The 15041-nt window shown below is 70.6% G+C and carries 14 protein-coding genes; 8 read left to right on the plus strand and 6 right to left on the minus strand.

Annotated elements, in window-relative coordinates:
- Positions 1 to 223 precede the first annotated feature (223 nt).
- The 4 genes from OV090_RS40170 to OV090_RS40185 all read right to left on the minus strand — a co-directional run bounded on the left by OV090_RS40170 (position 224) and on the right by OV090_RS40185 (position 7616).
- Entirely contained in the window at positions 224 to 1582 is a 1359-nt protein-coding gene (locus OV090_RS40170) for a vWA domain-containing protein (RefSeq protein ID WP_267710152.1), read from the minus strand.
- Between the two features lie 187 nt (positions 1583 to 1769).
- Positions 1770 to 2681, minus strand: coding sequence for an ADYC domain-containing protein (locus OV090_RS40175; RefSeq protein ID WP_267710153.1), 912 nt, complete (start codon positions 2679 to 2681; stop codon positions 1770 to 1772).
- A 220-nt stretch (positions 2682 to 2901) separates the two neighbouring features.
- Positions 2902 to 6258 (minus strand): serine/threonine-protein kinase, encoded by a 3357-nt coding sequence (locus OV090_RS40180; RefSeq protein ID WP_267710154.1) that lies wholly within the window; start codon positions 6256 to 6258, stop codon positions 2902 to 2904.
- A gap of 953 nt (positions 6259 to 7211) precedes the next feature.
- The gene (locus OV090_RS40185; protein ID WP_267710155.1) at positions 7212 to 7616 is read right to left on the minus strand and encodes a hypothetical protein; all 405 of its coding nucleotides are present in this window, start codon (positions 7614 to 7616) and stop codon (positions 7212 to 7214) included.
- On the opposite strand from OV090_RS40185, the gene OV090_RS40190 reads away from it, so the two are divergent.
- From OV090_RS40190 to OV090_RS40200, 3 genes are all read left to right on the plus strand, one after another.
- A complete protein-coding gene (locus OV090_RS40190) occupies positions 7615 to 8052 on the plus strand; it encodes a hypothetical protein (RefSeq protein WP_267710156.1) in 438 nt (145 codons plus the stop codon). The genes OV090_RS40185 and OV090_RS40190 overlap by 2 nt on opposite strands.
- Before the next feature lie 113 nt (positions 8053 to 8165).
- On the plus strand, positions 8166 to 9545 hold the full coding sequence (locus OV090_RS40195) for an OmpA family protein (RefSeq protein ID WP_267710157.1): 1380 nt from the start codon (positions 8166 to 8168) through the stop codon (positions 9543 to 9545).
- Between the two features lie 398 nt (positions 9546 to 9943).
- Positions 9944 to 10420, plus strand: a complete 477-nt coding sequence (locus OV090_RS40200) for a hypothetical protein (protein ID WP_267710158.1) — start codon at positions 9944 to 9946, stop codon at positions 10418 to 10420.
- A gap of 15 nt (positions 10421 to 10435) precedes the next feature.
- Here the strand turns inward: OV090_RS40200 and OV090_RS40205 are convergent, their stop codons facing one another.
- Positions 10436 to 11155 carry a phosphotransferase gene (locus OV090_RS40205; protein ID WP_346660438.1) on the minus strand — a complete coding sequence of 240 codons (720 nt, stop codon included), beginning with the start codon at positions 11153 to 11155 and terminating at the stop codon, positions 10436 to 10438.
- Entirely contained in the window at positions 11038 to 11679 is a 642-nt protein-coding gene (locus OV090_RS51220) for a hypothetical protein (RefSeq protein WP_346660414.1), read from the minus strand. Before OV090_RS51220 ends, OV090_RS40205 begins: the two co-directional genes overlap by 118 nt.
- A gap of 370 nt (positions 11680 to 12049) precedes the next feature.
- On the opposite strand from OV090_RS51220, the gene OV090_RS40210 reads away from it, so the two are divergent.
- From OV090_RS40210 to OV090_RS40230, 5 genes are all read left to right on the plus strand, one after another.
- The gene (locus OV090_RS40210) at positions 12050 to 12460 is read left to right on the plus strand and encodes a hypothetical protein (protein WP_267710160.1); all 411 of its coding nucleotides are present in this window, start codon (positions 12050 to 12052) and stop codon (positions 12458 to 12460) included.
- Positions 12461 to 12806: 346 nt separating this feature from the next.
- Entirely contained in the window at positions 12807 to 13121 is a 315-nt protein-coding gene (locus OV090_RS40215; protein WP_267710161.1) for a hypothetical protein, read from the plus strand.
- A 1-nt stretch (position 13122) separates the two neighbouring features.
- Positions 13123 to 13752 carry an RNA polymerase sigma factor gene (locus OV090_RS40220; RefSeq protein ID WP_267710162.1) on the plus strand — a complete coding sequence of 210 codons (630 nt, stop codon included), beginning with the start codon at positions 13123 to 13125 and terminating at the stop codon, positions 13750 to 13752.
- The gene (locus OV090_RS40225; RefSeq protein WP_267710163.1) at positions 13730 to 13987 is read left to right on the plus strand and encodes a hypothetical protein; all 258 of its coding nucleotides are present in this window, start codon (positions 13730 to 13732) and stop codon (positions 13985 to 13987) included. Before OV090_RS40220 ends, OV090_RS40225 begins: the two co-directional genes overlap by 23 nt.
- Positions 13987 to 14829 carry a mechanosensitive ion channel domain-containing protein gene (locus tag OV090_RS40230; protein WP_267710165.1) on the plus strand — a complete coding sequence of 281 codons (843 nt, stop codon included), beginning with the start codon at positions 13987 to 13989 and terminating at the stop codon, positions 14827 to 14829. The genes OV090_RS40225 and OV090_RS40230 overlap by 1 nt, the downstream gene beginning before the upstream one ends.
- Positions 14830 to 15041 lie beyond the last annotated feature (212 nt).

The following is a 15041-nucleotide window of genomic DNA, read 5'->3' on the forward strand; positions in this document are numbered from 1 at the left end:
TGAGCGTCCGACCGGCTCGATCGTATGATTCGAGCGAATGGGGTCGTCAGGCAGGCCGCGGTTCCGCGGCGTGCCCGTGCGGCGCGTGTGCCACACCATCGGCCGCGCGTCGCGCCTGCGTGCCTCGGGTGGACGATGAGCCGCCCGTCGCCGGCGCTCGCGTGCCGGCGGCGCCGTCGACCGCTGCCCCGGCCAGCACCACGCGCGGGCCTCGTGACGCACGTCAGCCCGGAATCACCTCCGTCTTGCAACCGAACAGCAGGTTGATCTTGCTGCCCTGCGGGGCCGCCGAGACCTTGTCGCAGCTCACCGGGCAGAGGATGATGTTCTTCGGCGCGGCGTTGTCATCATAATACCAGCCGCCGAGCAGAGGATCGCAGGCGACGGCGCCGTCCACGTGATAGAGGGTCTCGGGGACGCCGACGTTCTGGTCGATGAACTCGACGTTGACGTAATCGGGGTCGAGCGTCTCGCCCATCGGAGGTTCGGGGATCTGCCACTGGCACGCGAGCGGCTCGCTGCCCTGGATGATCTTCGTCGCCAGATCGTCGAACAGCGCCTGGAAGGTCGGCGTGCAGGCCGGGTTGCCGAAGCTGCAATTGCAAATATCGCCGCTCACGCCGCCGGTGGTGTTGACGATCTGCTGCCACACCTGGCCGACCTGGGCCGAGTTCGGACACGCGGAGTAGGCGTAGATGCCGGACATCCGCCAGGTGCGATTACCCATGCCGTCCGACATCATCGGATCGATCGCGGTATAATCCGCGATGAACCCGTTCGGGTTGTTGTGGTACTTGCCAGCGTCGCCCGAGCTCTCCTCGGCGTTGCGGGAGTCGTCGTCGGTGACGATGACGATGTATTTGCGCACGCCCGGGCGCAGGTGCGGCTTGTACACCGGGAACAGCTCGACGAGCTTGCGCGCCCCGTCGACGCTCTCGATCGGCCCCGGCGGGGTCGGCTGCGAATAATGGAAGTAGTTCGGCAGCTTGGTGTCGGCCGGGCACACCCCCGAGCCGAGCGGCGCCGGCACGCAGATGCCCGGCAAGATGAGGAACGGATCGCCGGCCAGCATCACCACGTGGACGTCGATGCCGCTGTTGATGATCTGCTGGCTGAAGCTGTTGATGTTGGCCTGCACCTGCGCGGCCTCGTCGACCATGCTGCCCGAGGTGTCGACCGCGAACACGATGTCGACCGGCTCGTAGGTCTGCTTGGCCTCCTCGGAGATGGAGCGGCAGATCTCCCCGGTATCGTCGGGGGGCGGGCCGCTGGTCTCGACAGTGCCGACATCGAGCTTCGGGGCCCCACCCGAGGTCGGGTCGCCGGGCGTGGTGCCGGTGCTGCCGTCGCTCGTGACGGTCGAGGTCGGACCGCCGTCGGTCTCGCCGCCGCTGCCGGCCGACGAGGACTCCGTGCCGGCCGACGAGGGAGCGGTCCCGGCCGAGCTCGTATCCGCGGTGATGGGCCCGAGCGAGTTGATGCCGGAGGCGGAGGTGTGCTCGGTCCGGCCGCCGTCGTCGCCACACGCGGACAGACACACGAGCGAGGCCAGCAGCGGGATGGCACGAGGACGCGAAGGCATGGCCCGCATCGTCGCACAGGTGGCCGCTGCACGCACGCGAGCCCGGTTCGCCTACCGGGGGAGCCAGCGTGGGGGCTGCTTGCCACGCCGACGAACACGCGAAAATCACGAATCCGAGGGACACCGTTTCATCGAATCACCCCGGAATCGCGGGTCGGGTCGCTACGGCCGCCCCGACCAGAACCCCTCACGCGCCCGGTACGTAGGTGACCCACTCGCCTTCTGCCAGTGAGAACGTGTCGCAGGCCGGCAGATCGCAAGCCACATCGGCGCCGGCGAGGCGCTGGGCTTCGAGGCAGAGCGCGCCGCCGGCCGACCACACCGCCTCCATCACGCCGAGCTCGCCGGGGCTCACCACCGTGCCGGCCGCGTTCTCCCAGTGGAGGGGCGTGCCGTTTTGCGTATAGCTGTGGCCGTCGCCGCAGTAATCGGCGGTGATCATGCGCAGCGTCGCCTGCCGCTGCGCCAGGCTGGCGGCGTGGCCGGCGCCGTCGAAGTCGGACTGCGGGCCGTAGTTCATCAATTGCAGCTTCGCCGCCGCCGAGCCGGCGCAGGCGAACGTCAACCAGCGGGGCTTGTCGGCCTGGATCGTCTTCGTCTCGAGGTCGTAGGTCTCGCCGCCGATCACGGTCACCGCGCTGGTGAGGACGTCGAGCAGGTCGCCGGTACACACATTGCGCACACCGATGAGCGCGTCGAGGTCGGGGTACACGAGCGTATAGGTAGAAACCTGCGGCGCGCCCTCCGCCCACGAATCGATCTTCTGGTGCCCGAGCACCGTGATCGGCAGCGGCAGCAACGAGCCCTGCGACTGGACCAGGATCGTCGCGCCGATCAGCTGGGCTCCGCGCAGCGTGGTCCCCTGCGCCGAGCGGGCCACGAGCGCGCCCTTCTCGACCCCGAGCTCGAATTTCTGCAGGCTGAGCAGCCCGAGCGCCGGCGGGACGAAGCCGATGATCCGCACGCCCTCGGCGTTGGCGAGCCCGTCGAGGTTGAGCTCGCGGATGGCCTTGCCGTTGACCTCCGCGGAGTTGAAGCCGCAGCGCCACACCGGGCAGGTCGTCGAGCCGCCGTCGCGCGCCTCGATCGCCTCATCCACCCATTCATCGTCGGGGAGCGCCTCCACGCATCCGCTCGCCAAAACACCTACACCCGCGATTATGCCGCCAACACCCCGAACCCGCATAAAACCTCCGCCCCCGACGCCGTCGGACACTAAACCCCAGCGCCCGTCTTCGTCAAGCACAATGTGATGATCCTATGCGCTGTGATGAATCCGCGTGCAACCCCTACTCGCACCTCCAGCGATGATTCGCCGTTCAGCGACCGCGGGCCTTCACGCGGAGGCCCTCGATCGCCGCCACCCGCCAGGCGAACGCGTCGCCGGCCCCGCGGAACCACTGCTCGGCAGCGTCGAGCTCGGCGAGCGCCCGCTGCCGGTCCTCCTGGCCCTGGCCGGCCAGCAGCACGCTCGCCAGCTCGACGCGGGCTCGCGCCAGCAGCCGCGGCAGCGACACGTCGCGCGCCTGGGCGGCGACGGTGATCGACGCCAGGCCGGCGACCGCGTCGGTCAAATGCTGGCGCGCCTCGGCGAGCTCGCCCTGCGCGGCGAGGTTGAGGCCGAGGCACAAATGAAGCTCGGCCTGCTGGACCGCGAGCCACCATTCGCCGCTCGCGCCCGACGGCGCAAAGGCGGCCCGCAGTTCGGCGATCTCGTCGCCGACCGGGCCCAGGCGCAGCGCCGCATAGCCGCGGATCAGCGCGATCTCGGGGCGCGTCAGCGCGGTGTCGTCGGGCGTCAGCCGCCGCACCAGCGCCGCCGCTTCGCGCCAGGCCGAGCGAGCCGCCGCCGGCTCGCCCGCCTCTTCGTGGCGCTGGCCGAGGTGGGCCAGGCACATCGCGCGCTGGGCCACGCGGTCGGCGGCGAACCGCTCGAGCACCGAGCAGCCGCGCTCGAGCACCTCGGCGGCCATGCGCGGATCGGTGAGCGAAACGCTGGCGACGATGCGAATCACCGCGCTGTGCGGGTGGGCCGGCCCGAGCTCGGTCTCGAAGATCTCGAGCGCCCGCAGCACCAGCATCTCGCGCTCGGCCGTGCCCGAGACCACCAGCGCCAGGTTGCTCAGCGTGAAGCCGACGTCGACGTGGCGCGGGCCCAGGGCCGCCATTCGCACCGCCAGCGCCTCGCGCAGCGTGACCTCGGCCTGGTGCAGGTCGCCGATGGCGAGCAGCGCCGAGCCCATGCTGTTGAGCACCTGGCCCGACAGCCGCGCCGGTCCCTGCAAACGCGCCGCGTATTCGCGGGCGAGGGCGATGTCCTCGCGCGTCTGCTCGGCCTGCCCGAGCTCGCGGCTGCGCCGGTGGATCCGCAGCGCCAACGCCTCGAGCGCAGTCTCGTCGACCTTGGCCCCGAAGGCCGTCAGGTAGGCGCGGGTCAGCAGCGCCTCGTCGTCGGCCCAGCGGCTGTTCATGTGAATCGTCAGCCGGGCGCGGGCGAGCAGCGCCTCGGCCAGGGCCGGCCGTGAATTGCGGGTATGGGCGGCGGCCAGCACCTCCTCGGCCAGCTCGATCGCCGCGACCTCGCGACCGGCGCGGTCGAGCGCGCCGACCCGCTCGAGCCGCGCGCGTTGATCGGCCAGCGCCGCCCGCAGCGCCGGGTCTTCGGGCAGCGGCGCCTCGCTGGCCAGCGCGCGCAGGTCGGCGCAATCGTCGACCGGCTGCAGGCCGCGGATGATCTCGAGCCCGCGCGCCGCGACCTCGCCGTCGGCCGCGCGCAGCACCGCGATCGCCTCGCGCAGACCGGCCTTGCGCTGCGCCAGGCACACCATTCTTTGATCGAGCAGCGCCTCCGAATTCTCACCGCGGCGGTGCGCCAGACACGAATCTTTGTGCGCGGTCATCCAGCCGCCGGCGTAGCCGTCGAGCGCGGCGGCGATCGGCGGCCACAGCTCGGTCGAGTGATACGGGCCCAGGCCTGCGAAGCGGCGATCGATCTCCTCGCGCTCGCTCGCGCCCCAGATCGCCGCGATCTCCTGCCCCGAACCATTGCAGGTCTCGTCGACCGGCGCCGGCCTGGCCGCCAGGTAGCCGCCCGCGCCGGCCAGCAGGGCCGCCAGCGTCGTGGCGGCCAGGGTCGGTCGCACGCGCGAGCGGCTGCGGTCGAGCGCTCGCAGCAGATCTTCCATCGAAGGCCAACGCGTCTCGGGCTCGGGCCTGAGGCCGCGGGCGATCACCGCGAGCAGCCAGGCCGGCACGTGGGTGCCCGCCGGCGGTGCCCGCAATTCGCCGTACCCGACCGACAGCGCGATGCTCTGCGTCGTCTCGCCGGCGAACGGGCGCTGGCCGTACAGCGCCTCGTAGAGCGCCACGCAAAAGCTGAATTGATCGGAGGCCGCGCTGACGACCTCGGCGCGGAACTGTTCCGGCGACATGTACGCCGGCGTGCCGACGAACTCGCGGCCGACCCACAGCGGCAATTCGGCGCCTGAACCGGCGCGCAGATGGGGCTCGATGCGGGCGGTCGTGGTGGCACACAGGCCGAAGTCGAGCACGCGCACCCGGCCGTCCTCGCCGAGCATCGCGTTGGCGGGCTTGAAGTCGCGGTGGACCAGCCCGGCCGCGTGGGCGGCCGCCAACCCGGCGCCGGCCTGGCGATACACTGCCACCACTTCTTGCCAGCTGCGGGAGCGCTCCTCGGACCAGGCCTGCAGCGTCTTGCCGCGGATGAATTCCATCGCCAGGAACACGTCCTGCCGGTGCGTGCCGACGTCGTGGACCACGACCACGTTCGGGTGGGACAGGCGGGCCATCGCCTGGGCCTCGCGCAGCAGGCGGGTGTTGCCGCGGGACGAATTGTCCTGGCTGCGGGTGTGCAAGATCTTGAGCGCGATCTTGCGGTCGAGCTCCGGGTCGTAGGCCGAATACACCGCCCCCATCGCGCCGCTGCCGAGGCGGTCGAGCACCGTGAAGCGCCCGATCGTCTCGCCCGGCTGGACCGAGACGTTTCGCGTCGACACCCGCACCGTCTGGCCCGACTGCGAGCTCACGGTGCTGCGCGTCGGGCCGCGGCCGCCGGCGCCGACCATCGCCGCGCCCTCGACCAGCAGCGCCCGCGTCGTCTCGGCCCGCCGCCGCAGCGCATCCGGGTCGGCGTCGCCCTCGCCCGCGTCGGTCCATACCTCTTTATCTCGCTCCACCGCGAGCGTACGCGCCAGCGCGTCCAGCAGGTCGCCCCATCCGTCGGTGTCGGACACGGTCACACGAGGCGGCCCGGCCGACAGCCCGCGCCGCAGCGCGCGACGGATGCGGCGCAGCGTGGTGATCCCGACCCGCTGCCACGGCACGTGGCGCAGCCACCCGCGGACCAGCGCGGCGTCGTCGGGGTCGCCCAGCGCCTCGAGCAGCCGCGCCGCGTGCTCGCGGATCGTCGCCTCGCCGGGCTCGTCCTCCGAGGACACCGCCGCCGCGCTGAGGCGGATGAGCACGGCGATGGCCGTCAGCACGCTGGCCTCTTCGGCCGAGCGCGCCATCTCCTCCCCGGCCTGGACCAGCAGGTCGCGCGACTGACAGGGCGCGGCTTTGCGCGCCAGGATCCGCGCCGCCAAATCGAGCCTGTGCAGGTCGAGCTCGGAGAAATGATCCCAGGCGCCGGGAATCGGGCGGTGAGGTGAATCCACGGCGACTTCGTCCGGCGGCGCTTCGGTGTCTTACAAGACGCGCTCCAACCGATCAAGCGAGCCGCGGACCGGGCCGCGGATCTCGACATTAATTGTGGTGCAGGCGAACTTCACCCGCCGCCGCTCCTGGTTCGCGCTGATAGAACGCGTTCCGGGGCGCAATGGAACGTCGTTTCCGTGGCAATACGTTGTTGCAGACGGCGAACTTTGATTCATCTTTCCGAGCGACTGCAGTTCGTGGCCGCGCGCATCGGTGTCGGACAATTCAACACCACCGCGAGTCGCCGGCGTTCCGGCCCATTGCGGGCAACGGTCGCCCGTCCGCACAAAGGTCCGCAGCGCCGCGGACACGGACACGCCGTCGGGCCGGCTGCGCGTTCGGGTCCGCCAGTCGCCAGTATAACGATTGTCGAGCCTTTGTTCGCCGACCGAGATTACGGTGAATGCCTGTTCGCCGCGATGTATTGTCGAGTCCGCTCTGACCAATTCAACTGACGGCGAGTGCGTCTCTCTCGTCGCAGCAATGATAACAGTGTTAGCGAGAAACAATTCTCGGTCGGAATGTACGCCGCCGCGTGAACACTGGCAGAACGCCTACTGACGAGCCCGCGTGGGGCTCTATCGGCGGGCGCCGCATCTTGCGCCGCCGGGTCGGAGGTGGTCGCTGATGCGCACCCTGCCGTTACGCCGCGACGGCGTTCGATCGCCGTGAATCCCGGGAATCTCCGGTGCTTGTGGCCACCCGCACATCTGCGGACCGGGGCGTCGAGGGTCATGGGATTGGCGCTTGACCGAGGATATGGGCCATGAGAGTTTCGACCCGCGAGAATAGTGAGAGCGCCGCCTGTGCGCGGCGCGTGGGAGGATCGAGGTATGGACATGCGACGCAATGAATTACGTCTCTTCGCACTGGCGACTGCGCTGACGTTCGGTGGGTACGCCTGCAATAGCGATCAGCTGATCGACACGGCCACCGACACCGCGTCGGACTCGGCCTCTGCCGGCCCCGCGTCCGCCACCGACACGGCGAGCGCGAGCGCCAGCGCCAGCGCCAGCGCCAGTGTCAGTGCCAGCGCCAGCGCGTCGGCCACGGCCACGGACAGCCAGAGCGGCTCCGATTCCAACTCGGACTCGCAGGCCACCACGCCCACCGAAGGGCAGGTCTCGGCGACTGACTCCGACGGCTCGGATTCGATCACCGACTCCAACGGTCCGGCCAGCAATTCCAACACCGACTCCGTCGGCACCGTCAGCGACAGCGACGGCACCGATTCTGTCGGCACTGTCAGCGACAGCAACGGCACCGACTCCGTCGGCACTGTCAGCGATTCCAACGGCACCGTCGGCACCGACTCCATGGGTACCGTCAGCGACAGCAACGGCACCGTCGGCACCGACTCCATGGGCACCGTCAGCGACAGCAACGGCACCGTCGGCACCGACTCCATGGGCACCGTCAGCGACACCAACGGCACCGACTCCATGGGCACCGTCAGCGACTCCGACAGCGACTCCGACACTGCAGGCCTGTGCGAGCCGGGACCGGGCGACAGCAACTGCGACGCCTGTCTCAAGGCCAACTGTTGCGACGCCTGGATCGAGTGCAACGAGGACGTCGACTGCCTGTGCCTGCTGGGTTGCGCGGAGAACGGCGGCAACGCGGTCTTCTGCGGGCTTCAGTGCCAGGTCAGCATCCCCACGCTGCTCAACACGGTCAACAACGTCCTGGGCGAATGCGGCCTGCTCGGCGAGTGCGGCCTGGCAGTGTGCCCGATCTTCGGGTTCGTGCTCTGATCGCCCGCGGGCGCCCTCGGCCCCGGACCGAACGTGACTCGACCGCCGCGCCTGCGGTCGAGTCCGCCAGTGTGGTTTTCTCGTGACCCAGTTTGATTCCAAGGAGAATGGCATTGAAGACACTACGCAGGAACACGCTCCTGGTCGCGCTCGCGGTGGCCGGAGCTCCATTGACCGAGGCCAGCGCCGCCGAGAAGGATAAAAAGACGGCGAGCGAAAAGTCCGGGATCCGGCGGTACCACCCCGAACGCAACACCGCGGAGATCGGCATCTTCCTCGGCACGGCGGTATTCGCCCGCTACCACGATTTCTACGACCCCGCGACCGCTCCGCAGGAGCGTCTGCGACGGCCGTCGTTCGAGGGCGGCTTGCGGGTGGCCTACTTCCCGCTGAGCTTCCTCGGCCTCGAGCTCGAGGGCGGAGCACTGCCGGTCACCTACGACCCCGGCGGGAGCGCCCTGCTCTACACCTTCCGCGGCCACGGCATCCTGCAATTGCCGTTCTTCCGCGTGGTCCCGTTCATCCTCGGCGGCTACGGCTTCATGGGCCTGCGCTCGAAGCCCGAGGTCGCCGGCAACGACATCGACCCGATCGGCCATTACGGCGTGGGCGTGAAGTTCCACGTCACGCGCATGTTCACCCTGCGCCTCGACGCCCGCCACCTGATCGCCGCCCAGGCGGCCCAGCAGACCGACGGCACCAGCCACCTCGAGGTCCTCGCCGGCGCCTCGCTCACGCTCGGGCGCAAGAAGCCCGCGCCCGCCGCGAAGGAGGATCCGGACCGCGACCACGACGGCGTGGCCAACAAGGACGACCAGTGTCCGGACGAGCCCGGCGACCTGCCCAACGGCTGTCCCGACCGCGACTCCGACGGCGACAAGGTGTTCGATTCGAAGGACCAGTGCCCGACCGTCCCGGGCATCGAACCCGACGGCTGTCCGCCGCCCGACCGCGACCGCGACGGCTTCCTCGACGCCGACGACAAGTGCCCCGAAGAGCCCGGCGTCGCGCCCGACGGCTGCCCGGTGCGCGACAGCGACGGCGACAAGCTCCTCGACCCCGACGACAAGTGCGTCGACAAGCCGGAGACTCGCAACGGCTTCGAGGACACCGACGGCTGCCCCGACGAGCTGCCCGCGGCAGTCACCCGCTTCACCGGCGTCATCAAGGGCATATACTTCGACCTCGGCAAGGCCAGCATCAAGCCGACCTCGAAGAAGACGATGGACGGCACGGTCAAGGTGCTCAAGGACTTCCCGGACCTGCGCGTCGAGATCGTCGGCCACACCGACAACACCGGCTCGCGCGAGGTCAACGTCGACCTGTCGCGCCGGCGCGCCGAGTCCGTCCGCGACTACCTGGTCGGCGCCGGTATCTCTCCCGAGCGCCTGCAGACCCGCGGCGCCGGCCCCGACGAGCCGATCGCCGACAACGGGACCGCGAAGGGCCGCGCCATCAATCGCCGCATCGAGTACAAGCTGCTCACCGAGTGAACCGCGAGCCGACCATCGCCGAAAGCTCGCCCTGCGGCGGCGAGCCTCGGCGAGCTCCGGAACACCACCGACCCGTGGCCGCGAGGCCTCCCTCCCGGCACACGAATCACAGCTCGCCGTCGACCTGGAAGGCGGCGGGCTCATCCCCCAAGCTGCTGGCCACGTAATCGCTAGGCGCATACGACGCCGGGGCGCGCCGTCGACCTTGAGACGGCAGACTTCGGCGTGCTCATCACAAGCTGTCGACGAGGGATACGCGAGACCTCCCTCGGCCGACGCCCGACGCCGGAGCTCGCCGTTTGGCAAGGCGGTGAGCTCCGGCGTGTTTTTCATGAATTGCCGACGAGCGCCTGCAGCCGATCGATCAATTGCGCGACGAGCTCGCCAGGAGCGGGCTCTTGTCCGCGCCCTGCACGACTGACGGGATCGTCATCGGCGCGGCGCGCCTGCCTGCCGCCGGGGCCGACGTCATGGTCAACGTCGACCCCGAGCTCGAGGAGCAGCCGGAGCTGGACGCGGGCGCCCTCCTCGCCGCTGTCCGACGGATCCTGACGATCACGACGGCGCAATGGCGGCAGATCGTCGACACGATCGCCGAGGACATCGAGGAGGCGGTCGGCGGCGAGGAGGTGATCGAGACCACCGACCTGCGCGACGATCTGGCTGTGCGCTCCGTGGTCGTCCTCCCCGACGCCGTCCTGCTGTCCTTCGCCGCGCCGAAGCAGTTCCCCGACAGCTGGATCCGGGCGCAGCTCGGCGACGATTTCGAAGTCGTCGAAGTCATCGTCGACGAGAAAGACGACGGCATCGAGACGGTCCAGTTCGAGTCCGCCGACGACCTCCTCGATCATCTGAGCTCGAGCGACGAAAGCTGAGCGCGTCGCTCGTTTTCAACGAAACGCAGGATAGAGCGGCAGCGGCAGCGCCTCGGGCCAGCGCCGCTGCAGCGCTTCCAGCAGCGCCTCGGCGGTGCCGCGCAGGGCGGGCAGGCGCTCGGAGGTAGCGGCGGCGACGAAGGCCTCCAGGCGCGCCAGGATGCGCGACCGCGTCGAGGCGATGCCCCACGGGGCGTCCTCCGCGATCGCCCGCTCGAGCAGCCACCCCAGCGACACGATCAGCCAGTAGCCGCCCATCGCCGCCAGCGCGGACTCGAAGCTCCGGTCGTCGTGCGCCGCCGGACAGCCGCGCGCCAGCTCGGCGCGATAGGTGCGCTCCACGCGGCTCAGCACCGCCTCGGGCAAGCGGTTGGCGCACCAGCAGGTCGGGAACTGCAGCCGCGCGTGGGCTCCGTCGCGCAGGGCGTGGCCGAAGCACCCGAATTCGAAGTCGATCAGGCGCAGGCGACCGCCGCCGTAAAAGACATTGTCGGGACAGGGGTCGCCGTGGATGTAGGCGAGAAAGGGCCCGGGGTGCGCGATTGCCTCGCAGATCGTCGCCACGTCGTCGGCGACGCCCGCGGCGGCCGGCGACCCGAGCCGCTCGAGCTGACCGCTTACACGATCGGCCTGCTCGCGCAGCTCGTTCGCCTGCCGGAGGCACGTCGCAGCGACGCCCGCGGACTTCGGGTCGACCGCCCGCGCGATCGCCTCGAAGCGAGCCTCGTGGCCGATCGTATCGGCATGCATCGCGCCGAGGCGGCCCGCGAGGGCCAGGAGCCCTGCTCGGCCCCGGCCGCGTCGCCTTCGAGCAGCGGCTCGACCAGGCTGTGATGCTCTCCGAGATCCTCGAGGACGATGAGGCCGCGGGCCCGGTCGCCGCCGTAAAAGCGCGGGCCGTGCGGCGATTCCCCGGCGACCTCGCCGAGGAATTCGGCGCCGGCCCAGTCGCCGAAGAACCGCCGGACATCCCACGAGTCGACCGCGTCCGGGTCGTAGGCGTCCGCCACGACCTGCTTGACGATCACGCGGGTCGGGCCGTCGGCACCGGCGACCGTGCAGCGCAGGAGCAGGTTGCGGCGCCCCTCCTCGCTCACGCGTTCGGCCGCGGTCACCCGCACCGGAGCCTCCAGGCCGGCCGAGAGCAGGGCCTCGACCGCTGCGCGCTGCCCCGTGAACGGATCTGCGTGGTCCGGGTCGGCAACGCTCACGCGAGTTTTTTTAGCATGGCGACGATCCCGAGGTGCCCCCGCGAGCACTCCCGAGCACAGTCCACACCCGCCGTCCTCTGCGCAGAAACTGCGCCAGCGCATCGACCTGCGCGCCACCTCCTCTTCACGGCGAGCCGTCCTCGCCGCAGAAGCTGCGCAGCACCTCCGCCGAGCCGCCGTGGCGTGGGCGGGCGCCCGCCCACGCCCGCCCACACGGCCCTGCGAATTTTTCTTGTGACCCCCGTGCCTCGAGCCGTGTGTATAGGTCAGCCCCTCCGCGGCGGGTCGAACACGGCCTCGGGTCTCGGGGCGAGCGTTGCCACACGACCCAGCCTCGCCTCGACCTCGATTTTTCGTGTGACCCCGACGACCCGGCCCGTGTGAGTACGGCAGACCCTTCGACGACTGACTTCAGCTCATGACACGCGTCCTCGTATCCCTTTTCACCGCTGTCCTCCTCTCGACCTCCGCCTGCGCCACGACCGTCCAGGCGCCCACCCACGCGCCCGCGCTCGGCTCCGACGCCAAGATCGTGGCCAAGAAGAACAAGACCGGCACCTACGCCGTGACGCTCGACGTCACCAACCTGGCGCCGCCGTCCCGCCTCGACACCGAGGCCACATCCTTCGTCGTATGGCTCGTGACCGGCGATCTGCCGGCCGTGCGGGCCGGCGCCCTGGCCTACGACGAGGGCGACCGCCGCGGTCAGCTCGAGGCGAGCTCGCCCAGCTCCGCGTTCAAGGTGCTGATCACCCTCGAGAAAGATCCGGCCCCGGCGAGCCCCAGCGGCAAGGGGATCTTCAGCGCCGACGTGGTGGCGCGCAAGTGAGTCCATGTTTCTTCGAATATGAGGCCGGCCCCGACCGGCCCATCTGCTGACACTCTCTTTTGAATAGAGAGTCTATTGAAAGATCGCCCGCCGCGCCCGCGAGGACGCGCGGGCAGCCGCGCCCTCGCGTCCGGCCGCGACGCGCCGCTGCCGACAATGGACAGAAGACATGAGACACCAATATTCACAGCGCCGCGCGCCCCTGTCGCCGCTCGCCAATCACGCCACCCGCGCAAGCAGGGCCGGCGATCGACGCGAACCACGATGACCCCATGAAGCCATCCTGCGGGGCGCACCTCGTGAGCCCGCGCCCTCTCACGACCGATTCGAATGCGGAGACCCCAGCATGTCGCTGCACCTCACGCCGCTGCCCTCCGGCGCCGCGGCCGGCCCCACGCGGGCGCTTGACCTCGACCCCGCGTCGGGGCCCGGAGCCCATGTCTGCCGCGACGTCGGCCTCCCGGCGCCCGTGCGAGAGCTCGCGCGCCACGGCCGATTTGCCGCCCCTCGCCGTCCGGGCGCCGCGCTCGCCGTCGACGCGAACGACCCCGTCCCGGGTCACCCCGTGGCGCCCGGCGCCGCCGCTGCGGACCCCTGCGACGCGCTGCACGAGACTCACGAGGCGCCGCGCGGCCGCCGCGAAGGCTGGTGGAGCGCTTGACATGCCGCGCTCGCAGGGCGAAATCGGGGCCGCCGACGGACCCCAGGGCGAATTCATGACGATCGAGCCCGACGACGCCTCGCTGGTGCGAGCGGCGGCCCAGCGCGGCCTCCCCGGTCAGCTCGCGTTCGAGACCCTCGTCGATCGCCATCAGCAGTGGCTGGTCCGCCTGCTGGCGCACCTGCTCGGCAACCAGAGCGACGCCGAGGACGTGGCCCAGGACGCGTTCGTCCGCGCCTTCCTGGCGATCGAGCAGTGCGGCGACGGGACCCGCTTCCGCGGCTGGCTCCGCGTGATCGCCCGCCGCCTGGCCTTCAACCACCGCCGCGACTCGCGGGCGCGGGCCCGCTACGAGGAAGAGAGCGGCCTGCCGATGACGCTCAGCGGCGAGTCGATGACCGGCCAGCTCGGCGAGCGCGACCTGCTCAAGCGGGTCCTCGGCGAGCTGGCCTACCCCTACCGCGAGATCATGGTGCTGCGCTTCGTCGAGGAGCTCCCGCTCAAGGAGATCGCCGAGGTGCTCGAGATCGGCGAGTCGGCGGCGAAGATGCGGCTCACGCGGGCGCGGACCGAATTTCAGCGCGAGTACGCGAAGCGAGGAGGTCGACGTGGCGACACCGGACTTGCTTGAGTCGGACTGGATCCACGGCGTCTTCGAGGTGCTGCGCGAGGAGCTCGTGTCGCTCGCGGCCGACTTCGGCGACCGCGTCAAACACGAGATCGATCAGGTCGCGGCGGTCGAGGCGGTGCGGCCGCCCAGCGCGGTCGCCCTGCTCGCGTCGGTCGCGGTCGAGACGGGCAACATCGCCGGCTCGCTGCTGACCGCCAGGACCACCGACGATTCACACGACGAGGAGGACGAGTGATGTTCAATGATCTTGCTCAAGAGGTCAGCAGGCTGTTGCCGACGGCCGCGCTGTTTGTCGCAGTCGTGATCGGCGGACTCGTCGCCTCGGCGATCGCCAGCCGCATGGCGCGCTGGGCCATCGAGAAGTCCGGGCTCGACGCCCTGGCCGAGCGCGCCGGCGCGGCCCGGCTGCTCTACGCGATCGGGGTCCGCAAGGGCGTGGCCCACCTCGTCGGCGGGCTCGTGTGGGCCGCCGGCCTGCTCGCCACCGGCGCCGCCGCGGCCGACATCCTCGGCCTCGAGGCGCTGTCCGCCGGCGCCGCCGCGCTGATCGCCTTCTTGCCGCGCCTGGCCGCCGCCGGCCTGGTGCTGTGCGTCGGCGCCGGCGTGGCGGGGGTGGTCCGGCGCGCCGCGATCGGCTTCGGCCAGCGCCGCGGCGACGTCGACCGCCCCGAGCTGCTCGGCAACCTCGCCTACTACGGCGTGATGACGGTGGCGGTGATCGTCGCCGGCGATCAGGCCGGCCTCGAGACCTCGCTGATCGAGACCCTGCTGATCGTCCTCGCCGCGATCACTGCCGCCGCGATCGCCCTGGCGTTCGCGCTCGGCTCGCGCCATTCGTTCCACAACCTCGTCGCCGGCCACTTCCTCAGCCGATTGGCCCGCCCCGGCGACACCCTCCGCGTCGGCGACGTCGAGGGCGTGGTCATCCGCTACTTCGGCGTGTGCGTGGTCCTCAAGACCGCCGAGGGCGAGGTCGCGGTGCCCTGCAAGGTGCTCCTCGATCACAACATCGGCCTGTCGCGCCTCGGCGCCAAGGCCCGCGCCGACCTCGACAGCCGACCTCCCGACGAGGTCTGAATCGCCCGCAGCGCCGCGCGGCGGCGCTGCCCGAGAGTGATAGCCGACCGCAGCGGACAGGCGCCGCTGCCCGGACGAGTGACACCGCAGCGATCGTCGTGACGCGCCCGTCAGGCGCGGCACCGCGGCCTCGTCTGCCCACGACCGGCCAATGTGCCAGTGCGTTCGCGGCGCCGCTGACGCTGCGATCAGGTCCCAACCCTGGATGGAGT

This window comes from Nannocystis sp. RBIL2 (assembly GCF_026626745.1).
In the GTDB taxonomy this organism is placed as follows: Bacteria; Myxococcota_A; Polyangia; order Nannocystales; family Nannocystaceae; genus Nannocystis.

Bases quoted from the DNA above. Each gene is read 5' to 3' on its own strand.
- OV090_RS40215 (WP_267710161.1), top strand. From the start codon at position 12,807: ATGTCGCTGCACCTCACGCCGCTGCCCTCCGGCGCCGCGGCCGGCCCC.
- OV090_RS40170 (WP_267710152.1), bottom strand. From the start codon at position 1,582: ATGCCTTCGCGTCCTCGTGCCATCCCGCTGCTGGCCTCGCTCGTGTGT.
- OV090_RS40220 (WP_267710162.1), top strand. From the start codon at position 13,123: ATGCCGCGCTCGCAGGGCGAAATCGGGGCCGCCGACGGACCCCAGGGC.
- OV090_RS40185 (WP_267710155.1), bottom strand. From the start codon at position 7,616: ATGGAGTCGGTGCCGACGGTGCCGTTGGAATCGCTGACAGTGCCGACG.
- OV090_RS40190 (WP_267710156.1), top strand. From the start codon at position 7,615: ATGGGTACCGTCAGCGACAGCAACGGCACCGTCGGCACCGACTCCATG.
- OV090_RS40230 (WP_267710165.1), top strand. From the start codon at position 13,987: ATGTTCAATGATCTTGCTCAAGAGGTCAGCAGGCTGTTGCCGACGGCC.
- OV090_RS40210 (WP_267710160.1), top strand. From the start codon at position 12,050: ATGACACGCGTCCTCGTATCCCTTTTCACCGCTGTCCTCCTCTCGACC.